This is a genomic window from Haloferula luteola (assembly GCF_014201715.1).
In the GTDB taxonomy this organism is placed as follows: domain Bacteria; phylum Verrucomicrobiota; class Verrucomicrobiia; order Verrucomicrobiales; family Akkermansiaceae; genus Haloferula; species Haloferula luteola.
The window spans coordinates 15,051-31,923 of the sequence record NZ_JACHFD010000005.1 but is presented as its reverse complement, the minus strand read 5'-3'; the positions used below and the strand labels follow the sequence as shown (position 1 = coordinate 31,923).

Annotated in this window: 14 protein-coding genes; all 14 read left to right on the top strand. The window is 61.5% G+C overall.

What is annotated here, in order from left to right; translation table 11 throughout:
• The 14 genes from HNR46_RS06115 to HNR46_RS06050 all read left to right on the top strand — a co-directional run bounded on the left by HNR46_RS06115 (position 1) and on the right by HNR46_RS06050 (position 16,854).
• Positions 1–1,986, top strand: a complete 1,986-nt coding sequence (locus HNR46_RS06115; RefSeq protein ID WP_184016855.1) for a 3-hydroxyacyl-CoA dehydrogenase NAD-binding domain-containing protein — start codon at positions 1–3, stop codon at positions 1,984–1,986.
• The gene (locus HNR46_RS06110) at positions 1,970–3,826 is read left to right on the top strand and encodes an acyl-CoA dehydrogenase family protein (protein WP_184016853.1); all 1,857 of its coding nucleotides are present in this window, start codon (positions 1,970–1,972) and stop codon (positions 3,824–3,826) included. The genes HNR46_RS06115 and HNR46_RS06110 overlap by 17 nt, the downstream gene beginning before the upstream one ends.
• Positions 3,823–4,263, top strand: a complete 441-nt coding sequence (locus HNR46_RS06105; protein ID WP_184016851.1) for a host attachment protein — start codon at positions 3,823–3,825, stop codon at positions 4,261–4,263. The genes HNR46_RS06110 and HNR46_RS06105 overlap by 4 nt, the downstream gene beginning before the upstream one ends.
• 87 nt (positions 4,264–4,350) lie before the next feature.
• Positions 4,351–4,716 (top strand): SpoIIAA family protein, encoded by a 366-nt coding sequence (locus HNR46_RS06100; protein ID WP_184016849.1) that lies wholly within the window; start codon positions 4,351–4,353, stop codon positions 4,714–4,716.
• A gap of 5 nt (positions 4,717–4,721) precedes the next feature.
• On the top strand, positions 4,722–4,997 hold the full coding sequence (locus HNR46_RS06095) for a GNAT family N-acetyltransferase (protein WP_184016847.1): 276 nt from the start codon (positions 4,722–4,724) through the stop codon (positions 4,995–4,997).
• Between the two features lie 48 nt (positions 4,998–5,045).
• Positions 5,046–6,251 (top strand): S41 family peptidase, encoded by a 1,206-nt coding sequence (locus HNR46_RS06090; RefSeq protein ID WP_184016845.1) that lies wholly within the window; start codon positions 5,046–5,048, stop codon positions 6,249–6,251.
• A 59-nt stretch (positions 6,252–6,310) separates the two neighbouring features.
• On the top strand, positions 6,311–7,342 hold the full coding sequence (gene tsaD, locus HNR46_RS06085; RefSeq protein WP_184016843.1) for a tRNA (adenosine(37)-N6)-threonylcarbamoyltransferase complex transferase subunit TsaD: 1,032 nt from the start codon (positions 6,311–6,313) through the stop codon (positions 7,340–7,342).
• A gap of 46 nt (positions 7,343–7,388) precedes the next feature.
• Complete coding sequence (locus tag HNR46_RS06080; RefSeq protein WP_184016841.1) at positions 7,389–8,018, top strand: HAD hydrolase-like protein; 630 nt, start codon at positions 7,389–7,391, stop codon at positions 8,016–8,018.
• Between the two features lie 6 nt (positions 8,019–8,024).
• The gene (locus HNR46_RS06075) at positions 8,025–9,203 is read left to right on the top strand and encodes an OmpA family protein (protein ID WP_184016839.1); all 1,179 of its coding nucleotides are present in this window, start codon (positions 8,025–8,027) and stop codon (positions 9,201–9,203) included.
• Positions 9,204–9,912: 709 nt separating this feature from the next.
• Entirely contained in the window at positions 9,913–11,235 is a 1,323-nt protein-coding gene (locus HNR46_RS06070) for a S8 family peptidase (RefSeq protein ID WP_184016837.1), read from the top strand.
• A 386-nt stretch (positions 11,236–11,621) separates the two neighbouring features.
• Positions 11,622–14,351 (top strand): CHAT domain-containing tetratricopeptide repeat protein, encoded by a 2,730-nt coding sequence (locus HNR46_RS06065; RefSeq protein ID WP_184016835.1) that lies wholly within the window; start codon positions 11,622–11,624, stop codon positions 14,349–14,351.
• Entirely contained in the window at positions 14,348–15,289 is a 942-nt protein-coding gene (locus HNR46_RS06060) for a hypothetical protein (RefSeq protein ID WP_184016833.1), read from the top strand. The genes HNR46_RS06065 and HNR46_RS06060 overlap by 4 nt, the downstream gene beginning before the upstream one ends.
• A gap of 36 nt (positions 15,290–15,325) precedes the next feature.
• Positions 15,326–15,916, top strand: coding sequence for a hypothetical protein (locus HNR46_RS06055; protein ID WP_184016831.1), 591 nt, complete (start codon positions 15,326–15,328; stop codon positions 15,914–15,916).
• Between the two features lie 80 nt (positions 15,917–15,996).
• Positions 15,997–16,854: a carbon-nitrogen hydrolase gene (locus HNR46_RS06050; RefSeq protein WP_184016829.1), complete on the top strand. Its 858-nt coding sequence runs from the start codon at positions 15,997–15,999 to the stop codon at positions 16,852–16,854.
• The last annotated feature ends 19 nt before the right edge of the window (positions 16,855–16,873 follow it).

Genomic DNA, 16,873 nt, shown 5'->3' with positions numbered 1-16,873 from the left:
ATGAATCTCTCACTCACCCATCTCCACGGCCTCGCGACCCTTACCTTGGATCGCCAAGGTTCGAGCGCCAATCTCCTGGATCGGGCCACACTTGAAGAACTTCGAGCAACCCTCGATACCCTCTCAAAGGACCACTCGGTAACGGGTCTCCTGGTACGCTCGGCGAAACCCACCATCTTCATTGCTGGCGCCAACCTTGATAAGCTCACGAACGCATCAGGCAGCGAACTCGCCGAACTCATTGACCTCGGACACCAAGTATTCAACCAACTCGCCGAGCTCGCCATCCCCACGGTTGCGGCCATTCATGGTGCCTGCGTCGGCGGCGGACTTGAACTTGCCCTCGCCTGCGATTGGCGCGTTGCGTCCGATTCGGCGAAGACCCGCATCGGCCTCCCCGAAACCCAACTCGGCATTCTCCCCGCCTGGGGCGGCTCCACCCGACTCCCCCGCCTCGTCGGACTCCCCACTGCTCTCCCACTCGTCCTCAGCGGAAAGCTCCTCAAAGCCACCAGCGCCCAGCGCAAAGGACTCGTGGACGCCGTGGCGCCCCTCCAGCGCCTCGAACCCCACGCCATCACTTTCCTGCAGAAAGGCAAACGCCCCCCCCATCATCACGCTGCCCTGCACCACCCCCTTTCCGTGGCGATCATTCGACGCAAGGCCCACGCCGACCTCCTCGAAAAGACCCGCGGGCACTATCCCGCACCTCTCTCCGCACTCGAGGTCATGTGCCGTGCCGTGAGTGGACCGATCGCGGCCTCCTTCGCTCGGGAAAAAGCCGCTCTGCTTCGCCTCGCAGCCCTTCCGGAAACCACCAGCCTGATGCGCCTCTTCCACCTCACCGAACGGGCCCGAAAACATTCCCTCGCCCATGCCGAACCTCACCCGATCGACCGCGTCGCCGTCATTGGCGCCGGAGTCATGGGTTCCGGCATTGCCTATTGGCTCAGCACCCGAGGTATCGAAGTGATTCTGCAGGATGTTTCCGACTCTGCACTCGCGCAGGGATACCAACGGCTGACCAAGAACTACGAGACCTCCCGTCGCAAACACATCCTCACCACCACCGAAGCCGCTCGCGGCCTGGATCGCATCCATCTGTCCTCCGGGAAGATCCCCTTGGATCGCTGCCAATTGATCATCGAGGCCGCCACCGAAAACCTCGATATCAAAAAGACCCTCTTCGCGGACCTTGCTTCTCGATCGCACCTCCACACCCTCCTCGCGACCAATACCTCCGCCCTCCCCTTGCGCGACCTCGCACCCTCCGTCACCCAACCCTCCCGCCTTGTCGGGCTCCACTTCTTCAATCCCGTTCATCGCATGCAACTCGTCGAGGTGGTCCGCACTCCCGACACCTCGGACGAGACCCTCGCCACCGCCGTGTCCTTCGTCCGCCGCATTGGCAAACTTCCCGTCGTCGTTCGCGACTCCCCAGGATTCCTCGTCAACCGCATCCTTCTCCCCTACCTCGTCGCCGCCGCAGAAGTGTTCGAAAAGGGAGGCAATCCCAAAGTCATCGATGACGCCATGCTGCAATACGGCATGCCGATGGGACCTCTTCGCCTCCTCGACGAGGTCGGGCTCGACGTCGCCCTGCATGTCGCGCGCACCCTCGCAGCCGCCTTTCCAGATCGCATGCAGATCCCCGCTGTAGTCGAAAAGTTGGTAGCCAGCGGCCATCTCGGCCGCAAATCCGGGGAAGGTTTTTACCGCTATGGGAAGGGGCACCCCGAGCCCTCGGAGACCGCCTTGCGTCTCCGCACGGGGACGGAGGCCGCCCCCCTGGCCCTCGCCACCCGATTCGCCTTCCTCATGGCCGACGAGGCCAAACGTTGCCTTCGCGAAGGCGTCGCCGAATCCGCCGATGACATCGACCTCGCGATGGTTCTGGGCACCGGCTTCCCTCCCTTCCGTGGCGGGCCCCTCTACGCCACTTCCGGAACTCCGACCCCACCCTTTCATCATGAGCACTCTCATTGACACCTCCCGCATGAACGAGGGCCAGCGAGCGGCACTTGAGCTTGCCGAGTCCTCACGCGATCCCCGCGAACTCACCGGCCTCGCCGCGTCCATCTTCAACGGCACGCCGGACTTCCGTCTTCTCTTTCCCTTTCCTGCGCAACCAGACAAGGACCGCGATGCGGGCGATGCGTTTCTCGGCCCTCTCCAGACTTTCCTTGAAACTCAAACCGATCCCGACCGCATCGACCGCGACGGGGAAATCCCTGACGAAGTCATCGACGGACTCGCCCAACTCGGCGCCTTCGGAATCAAGATTCCCACCCAGTACGGCGGCCTCGGACTTTCACAGACCAACTATTCTCGCGCTGCCAAGATCCTCGGCGGCCACTGTGGAAACCTCACAGCGCTGCTCTCTGCCCACCAATCCATCGGCCTTCCCCAACCTCTCCTTGTGTTCGGAACCGAGGCCCAAAAAAGGAAGTACCTTCCCCGCTGTGCTGCCGGCTCGATCTCTGCCTTCGCTCTCACCGAAAAAGATGTCGGCTCTGATCCCGCACGCATGAAAACCGAAGCCACCTTTGTCGGCGATGGCTGGGTGCTCAATGGCGAAAAACTCTGGTGCACCAATGTCCTCAAGGCCGATGCCCTGATCGTCATGGCCCGCACGCCGACCGCAGAAAAACCCCACGGCACCACAGCGTTTATCGTCGAAATGAATCAACCTGGCGTCGAGATCGTGACCCGCTGCCGATTCATGGGGCTCAAGGCCCTCTACAACGGCGTCGTCCGATTCACTCAGGTCAAAGTCCCCAATGAAAACGTCGTCGGAGGCGTCGGCAAGGGCCTCAAGGTGGCACTGACGACCCTCAATACCGGCCGGCTCACCCTTCCAGCCGCATGCTCCGGGATGCTCGAACGCTGCCTCTCGATCGCCCTCGAATGGTCCGGAACCCGCGAGCAATGGGGCCAAAAAATCGGCAATCATGCCGCCATCGGAGGAAAACTCGCCGACCTCGCTGCGGATGCCTTCGCCACGGAATCCCTCGTTCTCTTCACCTCTGCCCTCGTCGACCGCGAATCCTCGGCAGACATCCGCATGGAAGCCGCCATCGCCAAACTCTGGGGCACCGAAGCCGCCTGGCGTGGCATCGATGCCACCATGCAAATCAAAGGGGGGCGTGGTTATGAAACCGCTGACTCCCTCCACCACCGCGGGGAAAAGGCCGATCCCATCGAGCGCCCCCTGCGAGATTGCCGCATCAACACCATCTTCGAGGGCTCCACCGAGATCATGCACCTCTTCATCGCTCGCGAAGCCCTGGATCCTCACCTGCGACGGGGTGCGGCCGCCCTCGACACCCGCAAGTCGACCTCCGAGCGAGCCCGTGCCGCCGTCTCCGCGGGCCTTCACTACGCTGCGTGGTATCCGCTCAAATGGCTGCCACGGCCCCTGGCCTCCCGCCAGCTGCCCTCCGACCTCCACCCCCAACTGCGCCATTCCCTCCTCCAAACCGCCTCCCTCAGCCGCCGCCTCGCTCGCTCCATCTTCCACGCCATGGCCCACTTCGGCCCCAAGCTCGAAAGCCAGCAGCTTCTGCTAGGACGCCTCGTCGACACCGCTGCCGAACTCCTCGTCATGAGCCTATCCATCGCCCGCGCCCATCATCTCGGGGATTCCCGATCTCGCCAGATCGCTCACTACCTCTCTCGTCGCGGTGCCCACCGCTGCCACCAGTGGCTCGCCGGGAAAGACCCGGATCAAGTTCGCCTCCAGCTCGCTCGCTCCCTGCTCAGCGACCCTCCCTTACCCGGATTCCCTTGCAATCCCTCCCACCCTCGCGACGGTGCCACGCTATGAAGAGACTTCTGATTGTTGCCGACCTTGGACGCATGAAAGCCTACCGCATTTCCAAAGACGACGATGATCCTACCACCTCTCCCGCTTTTGAAGACCTCAAGGACATCGATCTCGAAAACCGCCATAGCCGCGTCTCGGACCGCTTCACCTACCAGGCCGGTCGCATGTCCCATGGACCCGGTGGCAACTCCGTAGGAGAACGCCATCGTGAACAGGCGGAAGTCGAAGGCAACCAACTCCTCGCCATCGCCGGGCATATCGACGCCGTCGCTCAAGGCGCGGACGAAACCATCTGCCTCGCCGCCCCCAAGACCATCCTTGCAAAACTTCGGGACTCCCTCTCAGCCGGTGTCCGCCAACGCATCGTCAAAGACCTACCCCTCGACTTGGTGAAAGTCCCCAAACGCGAACTCCTTCAGAGATTCGAGCTTGCCTGAGACCTCACCACTGGCGGGCGGAAGATTCTCCCTTTGCGTGGCCCAGACACCCGTGCAAGGCTGCGCCACTTCTCACTTCCGCCCGCCATGTTCAAAGTCCACCGCACCGGAAACCACCTCGACTTCACATTTGGGGGGCGTCTCGAAGCCTCCGAAATGAAGGAAGTGCTCGATGAATTCACCGCCCAAGCAGAAGGCATCGAGAACGGCACCATGCTCATCCGGATCGAGCATTTCGAAATGCCATCCCGCCAGGCCATCGCTCTCGAATTTGCCCGCCTTCCGAAAATGCTGGGTATTCTGCGACGTTTCCGCCGCGCCGCGGTGGTCGCCGATGAAACTTGGATCCGCCGCATCAGCCAGTGGGAAAGCATGCTCATCCCCGGACTCGAAATCCAGAGCTTCCCTCCCGGCGAAGAAACCGCCGCCAGCACCTGGCTCACTCGCCCCTGATCGCCATGACCCAAGTCATCGACTCGCCCGAACGGCAACGCTTCGAGCTCACCGAACGAGGCCTTCTCGCCTTCGCCACCTATCGACTGGACGGCGATCTCCTCATCCTCCCTCACGTCGAGGCCCACCCCGATTTGCGCGGTCAAGGAACCGCCGGGCGTCTCATGGAAGGGGTTGTCGCCCATGCCAAAGCCCGCCAACTCCAGATTCGACCCGTATGCGGCTATGCTGTCGCCTGGCTCCAACGCCACCCGGAACACCGCGATCTCGTCGCCTCCTGATCTCACTTCTGCCTCGGCTCCTCCCCGCGTTTCGCCCACCTTTCCCTCGTGAAACTGCTGCTTCTGTTAGCCCTCTCCGCTCCACTGCTTGCTGCCAGCCCGCCCGACCCAGAAGAAGCCGCCTATCCCGCTATCGAACGCTTCATCGAAGTCCTTGAACAGGTTCGTCAGCGCCATCCCGACGTCGACAAACTGGCCTACGATCGCCTCGTCAACCACGCCCTTGAGGGCATGCTGGCCTCTCTCGACCCCCATTCCTCCTTCATCCACCCGGAAATGGCGGCCCTACTCAAGGCCCATCCCGACCTCGACCCCTTCCTGCCCTCGCTGGGCATTACCCTCGGCTGGAGAGACGATGGAACCTACCTCGCCAATGTCTTGCCTGGATCCGCCGCCGCCGAACTCCTCCCCGGCTCCTCCCTCCTTGAGATCGACGGACGTCCCACTTCCCAACTCGAACCCGCCGAAATCCTTTCCGCTCTCCACTCCCCTCCCGGAACCCCCGTCATCCTGCGCCTCAAATCCCCTGCCGACCCACGACCCCAGGAAATCGCCCTCACCCATCGCCTCGTCGCCACCCGAGCCCTGGCCGATTCGCACCTCCAAGCAGACGGCACCACCGGCTACCTCCGTCTCGCCGAATTCGCGACCACCGCCTCTCATGAAATCGAAACCGCCCTTGATGATCTCGAAGATGCCGGCATGAAACGGCTCCTCCTCGACCTCCGAGGCAACCCCGGCGGATCCCTCTCCACCACCGTCGAAATCCTCGGACTATTCCTTCCCCCCGATACCGCGGTCGTCACCACCCGCGGACGCGACGATTCCGCCACCGAAACCCTTCGCACCCCCACCCGACAACGTCGTCATCGCGACTACCCGATCGCCGTCCTCATCGATCGCATGTCAGCTTCCGCCTCCGAACTCACCGCAGGCGCCCTCCAAGACCTCAAGCGCGCCACCGTGGTTGGAGAAATCTCTTACGGCAAAGGCTCCGTCCAAAACATCATCCCCATGGGCGGGAATACCGCCCTGCGCCTCACCATTGCCACCTATCACACCCCCAGTGGCCGCACTCCTCACCTCGCCGGCATCACCCCCGATCTCCCCGTCGAAACCGACGCCACTCAGCGCGAGAACATCCGCCTCTCCTTCCACCCCGACTCCCTCACGCCCGAGCAAACACAACGACTTGCCGGCTGGACCGACCCCGTCATCCAAGCCGCCACCCAACACCTCCTCGAGAATCCCTGATCAGATCCCGGCTCTGAACTCTTGCCACCCCTCACCCAGACGCGGAACATCGCCGCCACGTGCCGCTCGTCCTCGCCATCGAAAGCTCCTGCGATGAAACCGCTGTCGCCCTCCTTCAGGGCGAACCCGGCCAACCCGCGCACATCCTCGCCTCTGAGATCGCCAGCCAGATCGAACTCCATCGCGTCTATGGCGGCGTCGTTCCCGAGCTCGCCTCCCGCAATCACTCCCTGCACCTCCGCCCCCTCGTCGAACAGGCCCTTTCCCATGCGGGAGTCCGCCTCGCAGAGATTGACACCTTTGCCGCCACCTCTGGCCCCGGCCTTGCCTCCTCCCTCCTCATCGGGGCAACAGCGGCCAAAGCCCTCGCCGCCGCCGCCCGAAGACCCTTCATCGCCATCAATCACCTCGAAGGCCACCTCCTCTCCCCTTTCGTGGAACTCGGGCACGTCCCTCCCCACCTCGCCCTCATCGTCTCCGGCGGCCATACCCTGCTCCTCGATGTCGCGGGCCCAGGTCGCTACCAAAAGCTAGGCTCCACCCGCGACGATGCAGCGGGAGAGGCCTTCGACAAAGTCGCCAAAATGCTTGGCCTCCCCTATCCTGGCGGCCCGGAGATCGAGAAAGCCGCCGCCACCGGCAACCCAGCCGCTTTTGATTTCCCGCGGTCCATGATGAAGGAACCCGGCTTCGATTTCTCCTTCTCCGGCCTCAAAACCGCCGTGCTCTACACCCTCACCGATCGCCAACCGGCCACGGGCCAGGTCCAAATCGGTGACCTCCCCGACCTTTGCGCCAGCTTTCAACAGGCCGTCATCGACGTCCTCCTCCGCAAATCGCTTGCCGCTGCCCGTCATGCCGGGCGTCAAACTCTCGCCCTTTCCGGTGGGGTCTCCCTCAACCGCACCCTCCGCGGCCAATTCGAACAGGCCTGCCTTCAGGAAGACCTCGCCCTTCATACCGCATCCCCGGGGCTCTGCACCGACAATGCTGCCATGATTGGCTTCGCCGGCCTTCTCCGCACCTTCGAAAATCGCTTCTCGCCACTCGATTCCCCCATCGATCCCAACCTACCCCTCACCCTGGCCTGATTTTTCCTTGGCGCTCTTCCGCTCAATCCGCTCCCCTCTTCCGCGAATGGCTTATCGGACCATCATCTTCGACTTCGACGGCACCCTGGCAGACACCCTTGAGGAGAGCCGGCGGATCTATAACGAACTGGCGGAAGGCATGGGCCTCCGCCAGGTCTCTGCCGAACAACTCCCCGGATTGCGCCACTTCTCTCTGCGCGAACTCCTCAGTCACCTCGACATTCCCAAACGACGGGTGCCTGGATTGATCGCACGCGGAACCACCTTGATGCGAGCCAACATCATGCAACTCCCCCTCATTGAGGGCATTGGCGAAGTCCTTCCCATCCTGCGCAGCCGTTGCGATTCCTTTGGCATCCTCACCTCCAATGCCCCCACCAACGTCGATCTTTTCCTGCGCGCCCACGGATTGCGCGAACATTTCGACTTCATCTCCTCCACCTCCAAACTCACCGGAAAGGCCAAACACCTCCGCGCCATCCGCAAAACTTTTTCACTCGAGTCCGACGAAATGCTTTATGTCGGAGATGAAATTCGAGATCTCAAAGCTTCTCGAAAAGCCGGCATTCCTGTCGCTGCCGTCACTTGGGGATTCAACTCCACCGAGGCCCTCGCCGCCGAGAACCCCACTCACTTGATCTCCCAGCCCGAGGAACTCCTGCAACTTCACTCCTGATCCGCCATGACCGACCAACCTTCTCCCTCCCCCGAAGAGGCCACTCACTCGTCAGCCGCCGATTCCTCGACTCCTGACACCTCTTCCGCCGAACCTTCGGCCACCAAAACCGTCTCCCCGGGTTGGGCCATCGCTGCCTTCATCATCATCACTCTCCTCGGAGTTCTGCTCTTCCAAAACCTCATGAAACCCGGCCTCCCCGCCGGGAAAAACTCTGAAAGCCCCGGTATGGCATCCCTCAAGGCGGATATCGAAACCCGCCGCGCCGAGCTCAATCGCACCCGCGTTTCCCTGGGACTCGAACCGATCGCCTCCAGCAACATGGCGGAAACCGCCGATGAGGTCGCCGCCCGCTTGCGCAGCGATGCCAGCACCCTCTCCGCCCTCGCCTCCAGCTTCGAGGAACTCATCCAGAAAAAAGAGCTCGAACTCGATGGCGTGCGCCAGGAGAGCGTCAAAGCCCTGCAGGACCAAAAGCGCCTCCGGGAATTGCTGGACCGCACCAAGCACGACCTCGACACCGCCCTGATCGACGCCTCACTCGCCACTACCCTCAAGAACGACCTCGACCAAGCGAAGGCCCGCATCGTCGCCCTCAGCCAACAACTCGCCGATTCCCAATCCGCTCCCGGTGACCTTCAGGCCCGACTCGACACCGCCGAATCCGAGAACACTCAGCTTCGCCAGCGAGTGGCGGATCTCACCAAACAACTTGAAGAGGCCACCATCTTCGCTGCCACCGAGTCCGAGATTCGCAAAGAAGCCGTCCAACTCTATCAGGCTCTGCTCACCCTCGAAGGCAAGCCCGACTCCGAAATCTCCACCGCTTACAGCCGCTTCGGCGCCAAGCTGGGCGCCAATGTCATGCGCACTTGCACCTTTGCCACCGGTTCCTCCGAAGTCGATGCAGAGCTCCAGCAAGAACTCCCTCGCATCGCGCAGGAAGCCCCGGAAGGCGCCATGCTTTTCGTGGTCGGCTACGCCTCGGAAACCGGAAATGTCGATGCCAACCGCACCCTTTCCTCCGATCGTGCCACCGCCGTGGCCGTGCTTCTGGACGAAGCCAAACGCCCCGGCCAAAAGGTTCAGGCCGCCTACCTTGGGCAAACCGATCGATTCTCCTCCGGCATCCCTGAACGCAACCAGATTGTCGAGATTTGGGAAATCGCTCCCGCCGGTCCGTAAGCCGGATCGATGCCTCGATTTCCCCCCCGAAGGCGCGACTCCCCACTGAGGGTGAGACCCCTTCCCTGAAGTTCCGGCGGCCAGGATTCCGATTGGAGTCCCATGCCGCCGGCCTGCTTTCCCTTTCACGCCTCCTCAGGATTCCCGAAGAAATGCCGGGAATCCCTTGATTCTACTTCTCCTTGCGACTCCGCAAGCCCCCGGAAATCCCTCGCACTGCCAAGGGCTGGACGCCACCTACCCACGCGATTTCCAGCTTGCCAGGAAGCCCAAAAAGCCCTTTCCGCGCCGAATTTTGCCCGATTCTTGACCTCGGGTATCTACGTGTGCCTTCCGCACCCTCCGTTTCACCAGGCCCCGTCTCTCCACCGCTCCGCTAAGGCCGCTCCGCTGGCACTTCCTCCCTCCTCGGCCTTCTCCCCTTCCGGTGGGCGATTTCCACCTGACCCCATCCGCTCCGCTGCGGTCACGGGATCTCCCACAACCACGGAGAAATCGGGCCGTGCCATCAAGCTCTGCGGACTATTCGCCCCTGTCGCTTCTCAACGACCCTCAGCTTTCAGGCATTCGAATCCTTTCGAGAAACTCTAATTCAAACACCAATAATACATCTTCCCATTAGATGATATTAACTAAGTTTAAGTTTAACTTTAATCTAGACCGAAACATGAACCAACCATACTTCCAACAGCCGCACACACCCACATCCATGAAACGTTTTCTCTTTGCCTTGATTGCATTGGGGGCGGCACCCTGCCTGTTTGGCAACCCCGCTCAGTCGGTCTCCACTTTTCCCGATCTCCTCAGCGCCAGCCCACAGGGCTGGAATGCCTCTGCCGGCTGGGCACCGGCCCGCATGAATGACGTCAACTACTCTGCTTCGACCACCGGCTACGCCTATCCCGAACCTCGCAAGCCCGTCCGATTGTTCCTGATCGACACCGCCGTCGACAACTCCACCAACTGGTTTGGAGGCAACCCAAACCTTTATTTCGAGTTCTATCAATCCACCTACGAAAGCAACTCGACCAGTCCAACCACTGGGCACGGCACGAAGATGCTTTCCATCATTGCCGGGCCGCAGGCCGGTATCGCACCGGGAACCCCGATTCACGTCGTCAACTACAACATCGCTTACGGCCAAACCGTTCCCAGCCTCACCGACATCGGCAGCGCCATCTATGACGCCATTGACTATCAAGATGCACACCCGGGGATGCCGGCAGTCATCTGCTGCGCCCTCGGCTCGGAAGTCGCGGGCCAAAGCTACATGGTCAACGCCGCCATTGCCGAAGCCGTCAACAGTGGCATCACGGTCATCTTCTCTGCCGGCAACCAGAACGCCACTGCTGCCAACTACTCCCCATCCTCCAACGGAACCCTCGCTGGGGCCATCTGCGTCGGCGCCAGCACTTCAAGCAATACCCGGCTTTCCGCCTCCAACTACGGAACCGCCGTCGACTTCTATTGCCCCGGTCAAAATGTTCTCTGCTACGATCCGGCGAACAAAACTGCCGGGCAGGGAACTCCCATGAGTGGCACCAGCCCTGCCACCGCCATCGCCACCGGCGCTGCCATTCTAGAGCTTTCCGCCAATCCAACGACCACTCCGGCCCAGTTGGAAACGCTGCTGAAGTCCCGCCTTGCCGCCAAGGCCGTCTCCATCCTCCAGATCCCGGTGCCCGATGACATCGACGGCGACGGCTCTCCGAATGCCATCGAAGCTTTCTTCGGCACCAACTGGGCCTCCCGCTCCAGTGTTCCGGCCGGCATGAAGCTCCAGCACAATGCCTCCTCCACCACGATCGAGTTCACGGTGGCCAATGGCATCCTCAGCACGACGGACTCCTCCAAGCTCGCCGCTGGTGGCTACTGGAGGGTTCTGAAGCAAGGCGCCAACGACACCTGGTCGCCAGCCCCATCTGGCCCCATCGTTTTGGGCACCTCGGCCAATGGCAAAACGCCCGTGTCGATCACCTTTCCTGATACCGACACCTCTGCTTCTTACCGCCTGGAAATCGAATTCAACTGATTCACGCCGCCTTCCCCCGCGGTGTTCCCCCAAAGCCGAAGCCCTTCCCGGGCTTCGGCTTTTGTCGTTTTCCAATGTCGGTGCCTGATGTGCCCCCCCGGATCTGGGGGAGTTCGAACGCCTCCACTGACTCACCTTGAGGGACATTCTTCCATCCCCATTCCCGGGGCACCTGCATGACCTGATTTTTAGCCCCCTTGATGGCGCAATTCCCCATGGGAAGTTTTTCGACAAAACTTGACCTTCAAGACAACCCATCCCCTAAATCCAAAACATTAAGTGACTGATTTTCAGATTTTTGCAATATTCAGGACTGTTGGCCTATCCATCCTGCGTGATTGCCCCTATTCCCGAACCTGCTGATGCCCGCCTTTCCTTCAGGTCTTATGTCATCACGCCTATGCCAGATTTTTGTCCTGGCAGGGTTGTGTTTGGCACTCGCTAGCGGGCGCGCGGCGGGACAAGAGATCGATCTGAGCCGTCCGGCGGAAGCCGAGCCCGGCCTTGAGGAATTGGTTCGTGAGTGGCGCGCAGAGCGCCAATCTCGGCCGAGTTCCGATGCGTCCCTCGCCCTCGGAGGAAGCCTCCATGCCTTGGGCGTGGTGAAACGAAAATTGGGGAAGACCGATGAGGCCCTGGATGCCCTCACCGAGGCCTGCCAAATCCTTGAGTCGGCACCTCCAGCCCAGCGGGCCAACGCTCAGGAGGCCCTCGCTCTCACCCTCCAGGATGCCGGCCGCTTGCCCGAGGCGGAAACCCTGCTCCGCCAGCTGGTCTCCCAACGCCGAACTGCTGGAGAGCCTGGCGAACTTGCCCATTCCCTCGACCACCTTGCCATGAACCGCTTGGTGTCAGGCGACTACGAAGCCGTCCTGCCGCTGATCGAAGAAGCTCTTCAGGTCACACCTGAAGACTCCGTGGCTGACCGAGCTCAAATGCTGGGCCACCTCAGCCGCTACTATCACACCCTCGGCAGCCACGCCCGTTCCGTCGAAACCATCGATCAGGCTCTCCAAATCGACTTCCATGACCACGAACTCCGACTCTCTCTCCGCTCCCAACGCGCCCTGAGCCTCCTTCGGCTCGGCAACGTCGAGGATGCCATCGATGAGTTTCACAACATCTCAGCCGACGCCCTGGAGTATTTCGCCGATCGCCCCGCCCTTTCGGTTCCCTACATCAACAACCTCGGCAACCTTGCGCTCGAATTGGGCAATCCCAAGGAAGCCGCCGAAGCCTTCCGCTACGCCATCGAAATCCTCGAAACCGAGGTCGGCGCGGACCATCCCGGCCTGATCACCCCTCTCAACAACCTCGGCGTTGCTCTCACTCGCGATGGAGAACTCACGGAGGCACGCAGTGCTCTGGAACGCTGTCTCGAACTCCAAAACCGGCACCTCGACCCCGTCCACCTCCGCGTCGCCGAAACCCGCCGCAATCTCGCCTTCGTCTATCTCCATTTGGATGATCCTCGTGCCCTGGAGATGGTCGACGGCACGACGAAAATCGGCCTTCAACTTCTCGAAAAGCTCGTCCACAACGGCACCGAGCGCGAGCGCCTCAATTTCCTGGCTCGCTTCGATCCGGTCTCCCTCCCCTGCGCCACCGGGGACCCTCAACGCATCGCGACCACCCTGATTGCTTCCAAGGGTCGTCTGCTGGATGCCCTCCTCGGCGATACCTCTACCAAGCTTCCCACCACCGCCGTCGTCTCCTCGACTCTCCCCCCCGATGGGGCCTTCGTCGACGTCTGCCGTTACCTTCCGGATGAACCTCTCGTTTCGCCACGCTTCGGCTGCGTCCTCTACCTGCCCGGTCGCGATCCCGAGTGGATTCCCCTAGGAACGGAGGAATCGGCCTTGAGGTGGCTTTCCGCTCTCAGGGGACGCCTCCAATGGCAGGGCGATCACCTCGCCGGGCTCGACACACCCCCACCGACTCTCAAGCTCCGAACCATTCTTCGGGAACTCGAACGAGAATTCTGGGCACCTCTTGCCGCCCATTTGCCCCCCGATGTTCACCACATCGCCTGGTCTCCCGATGGGGCACTCCACTTCCTCCCCTTGGCCGCGCTCCTGGATGCCGATGGCACTCCGCTCTGCCATCGATACCTGCAAATCACCACCGTGGGGAACGCCCGAGACCTCCTCAAACCCCGCACACGACAGAGCCTTTCCGCCAGCCCTTGGGAGGTCGTCACCGTCTCTCATTTCCCAAAACCGGCGGGGGCCGAAGAAGCGGAATCCCCGCTGCTTCGCACTCTGGGCTCCCTCGACGACATGCCAGGCACCGACAAGGAGTCACGCATGCTTCGCAAGCTGGCCCCACGCGGTTCCAAGTTCCTGCAAAATGAGGAAGCCACCGAGCCCAGCTTGCGCCAACTCACCCCATCACCAGCGGTTCTTCATCTGGGATGTCACGCATTCTATCTCGCCGATTCCGTTCAAAACTCCGGCATCACCCTCGACTTCGATGATCATGCTGATCTGCTGTTTGCCGGGGGGTTGGTCCTCTACCGCGGAGCGATGAGATCGCCTTCCGATCCTCCCGTTAGCCCCGAGGACGATCTCCTTTTTCCCGCGGAAATCGCTCGCCTACCCCTTAGCCAAACCCGCTTGGTGACCCTCTCCTCCTGCGATTCCGGCAATGGCACCCCCGTTTCCGGGGAAGGCCTGCTTGGGCTGCGACGCTCATTCCACCTCGCAGGAGCCCGCGAAGTCGCCGTCGCCCTGTGGCCCGTTTCCGATCGCTCAACGCCGGACTTCATGCACGACTTCTACCAGCGTGCTCTCGAGTCCGGGCGCCCGGCCCAGTCACTCTGGGAAACCCAACGAGATCAGATCCCGAACGCTTCGGATCCTGGTTTCGATCTCGCGATCCTCCGTTTTGCACCGTTCATCCTGAGCCAATCGGGACCCTTGCTCAGCGGCCCCAGCATTCCCTTGCCACCACCGCGCCCGCTTTGGCCCATGATCCTCGGATCCCTGTTCGTTCCCCTGATTACCGGGTTCTGGCTTGTCCGGAGATCGAATATTAACAAGACTAAGCAAGTTTGTACCCGAAAAGCTCCCACACCCGGAGCGATGCAACCAATGTCCCATTCTCATCCTCAATGAGTGATCCGTTTTCACACCCAGACGGAGTCACCCAAGACACTCTCCGGCGTTGCTGGGAGGCCTGTTGGGCTCGAGCACGACGCCCCGTCGAAGGCATCCTGCTCCCCAACGATCAAGCCACTCACATCGCCGAACGCGCGCTTCGCAACGCCTCGCTTTCCTTCAAAACCTTTCCTGGCGAAGGTCCCTTCTTGGCCACCGCCCTCGAAGAAACCGCTCGCGCGGCCCGAGAGGGCGTGGCGCTCCAACGCCGCGACCACCGAGATCCCCAGCTCCATCACGATCCCGGAGACAGCCGCTACGAGCGGAATCTCAACCTTGACCGCCTCCAACGACGCGATGCGGAGCGCGGGTTCCACGACCGCGAATGGAACGACTTGCCTCCGGTACTACGCCCCCTCGCCCTTCATACCCTCTCCCGCAAGGGCATTCGCGGACCCGATGCCGACGAGGTATTCAACGACAGCCTACTTGAACTCGCCCGCGAACGCAACGACGGCGGCGCTCCGATCCTCGATCTCACGGTCTTCGAAGAACTGATCCCGCTGCACACCCGCATCACCGGGTTTCGAGCCATCGACTGGATGCGGAAAAAGTCCGCCCAGAAAAACCGGCCCAACGCCGGAGAAAGCTTCGATGCCCTCACTGACGACCCCGACCATCGCAAGCAATTCGAGGATCCGAATTCCGACCCCGACCAAGCGACCTTCGAACGCATCTATTCCGAATGCCGCGAAGACCTCACCGACCTCGAGTGGGACTTGATCTATTCCCTATATGTGGCCCAGTCCGCACCTGTACAGGATTTGTTAGCCGATGATGCCTTCTGCCGCCGTCACGGCATCCGCACCACCGCCTCCCCCTCGACCAAACGCCGCGAGCTGTTAGCCAAGGCCGAAGAAGCCCTCGGTAAAATCAGAAAATCGTTCCAAGTTTGAAAAAAAACTGAACCCTTACCGATTGGAAGGAGAGACATGGAATTTGAACCCCAAACCCAGCAAGACCCACTCAAGCATATGCTGGGCAACAGCCTTCGATTGCGGACGGATGATCCGGCCCCTCCGATGCCTGCCCAACTCTGCTCGGATCTGCAGGCGCATTTTGCTCCTGCTCAGGCTGCACCGGTGGCCGCTGTCACTTCCCGCTCCTGGTGGGCTCGCGTGACCACGGCGTTCTCCCATCCGGGTTGGGCTGCTTCCGCTGTGGCGGTGGTGGCTCTGGGCGTGCTCGGGCCTCAATTCCTCCACCCATCAGAACCCGCCGCGGAATCCTTCCGGGGTGAAGGCGGGGGAGAGGTGGCCTCCATCCCGGTTCTCCTCGTCGGGGGCCCGGATTCCGCGATGCTCCAGCTGACCGAAGCTGGAGATCTGGAAGCTCGATCCCTGAAAAGCCTCGCCAGCGCCGAAGCCGCTGCAGCGGAAGGCAATCCGAAGGTGATCGTCGATTTCACCGAGGGACGCATCCAAGCAATCGCCGCCGATGGCCGCGTGGTGCATGAAAGCCCCCTTCCAACAGATGCTTCGCAGCTTTCCATCTCGATCGCCGATGCCGTGAGTCGGTTGTAAGGCGCAGGGATCCCATTTCGTCATCCAAACTTTTCTGGAAATCATGGACGCGGGCCTCAGCCCGCGTTCACTGTATCGGCATGCCACGTCTCGCGCTGCTCCAGTCCCGGGCCTTCGCCACCAAAGAGGAAGCCCTCGAAAAACACATCGAGTTGATCCGCCAAGCCTCCGAAAATGGAGCGCAAATCGTGGTCACTCAGGAACTCTTCCTCACCCCGTACTTCTGCACCGTCGAGGACCCCGCGCTCTTTGATCTGGCCGATCCCCTGCCCTGTCCCGCCAGCGACCGCCTCGGAGATCTTGCCCGCGAACTTGGGGTCGTGATCGTTTCTTCATGGTTCGAACACCGGGGCCCGGGACTCTATCACAACACCGCCATCGTCCACGATGCCGATGGCCAACAACTCGGGATCTATCGGAAATCCCATATCCCTCAAGATCCCGCCTTCGAGGAAAAATTCTACTTCACTCCCGGCGATACCGGTTGGCCCGTTTGGGAAACGCGCTTCGGGCCTCTCGGCGTCCTCGTTTGCTGGGACCAATGGTATCCCGAAGCCGCTCGGCTGATGGCTTTAGGCGGTGCCCAGATCCTTCTCTATCCGACGGCCATCGGTTGGCTTCCCGAGGAAAAGGAGGCCCTTGGAGAAGCCCAACATTGCGCCTGGGAAACCGTCCAGCGTGGTCACGCCGTCGCCAATGGCTGCTACCTCGCCGCCGTCAATCGCGTGGGAACCGAAGGGGATAGCGAATTCTGGGGGCGCTCGTTTGTGGTCAACCCCTACGGTCAACTCGTCGCCAAGGCCACCACCGACCAAGAAGAAATCCTCTATCACGACCTCGACTTCTCCGCCGTGGAAGACTTCCGAAGGATCTGGCCGTTTTTCCGTGATCGCAGGATTGATGCCTATGGCGACATCACCTCGCGCTGGCGCAGCTAGAAATCCCGGCCTATCTTGC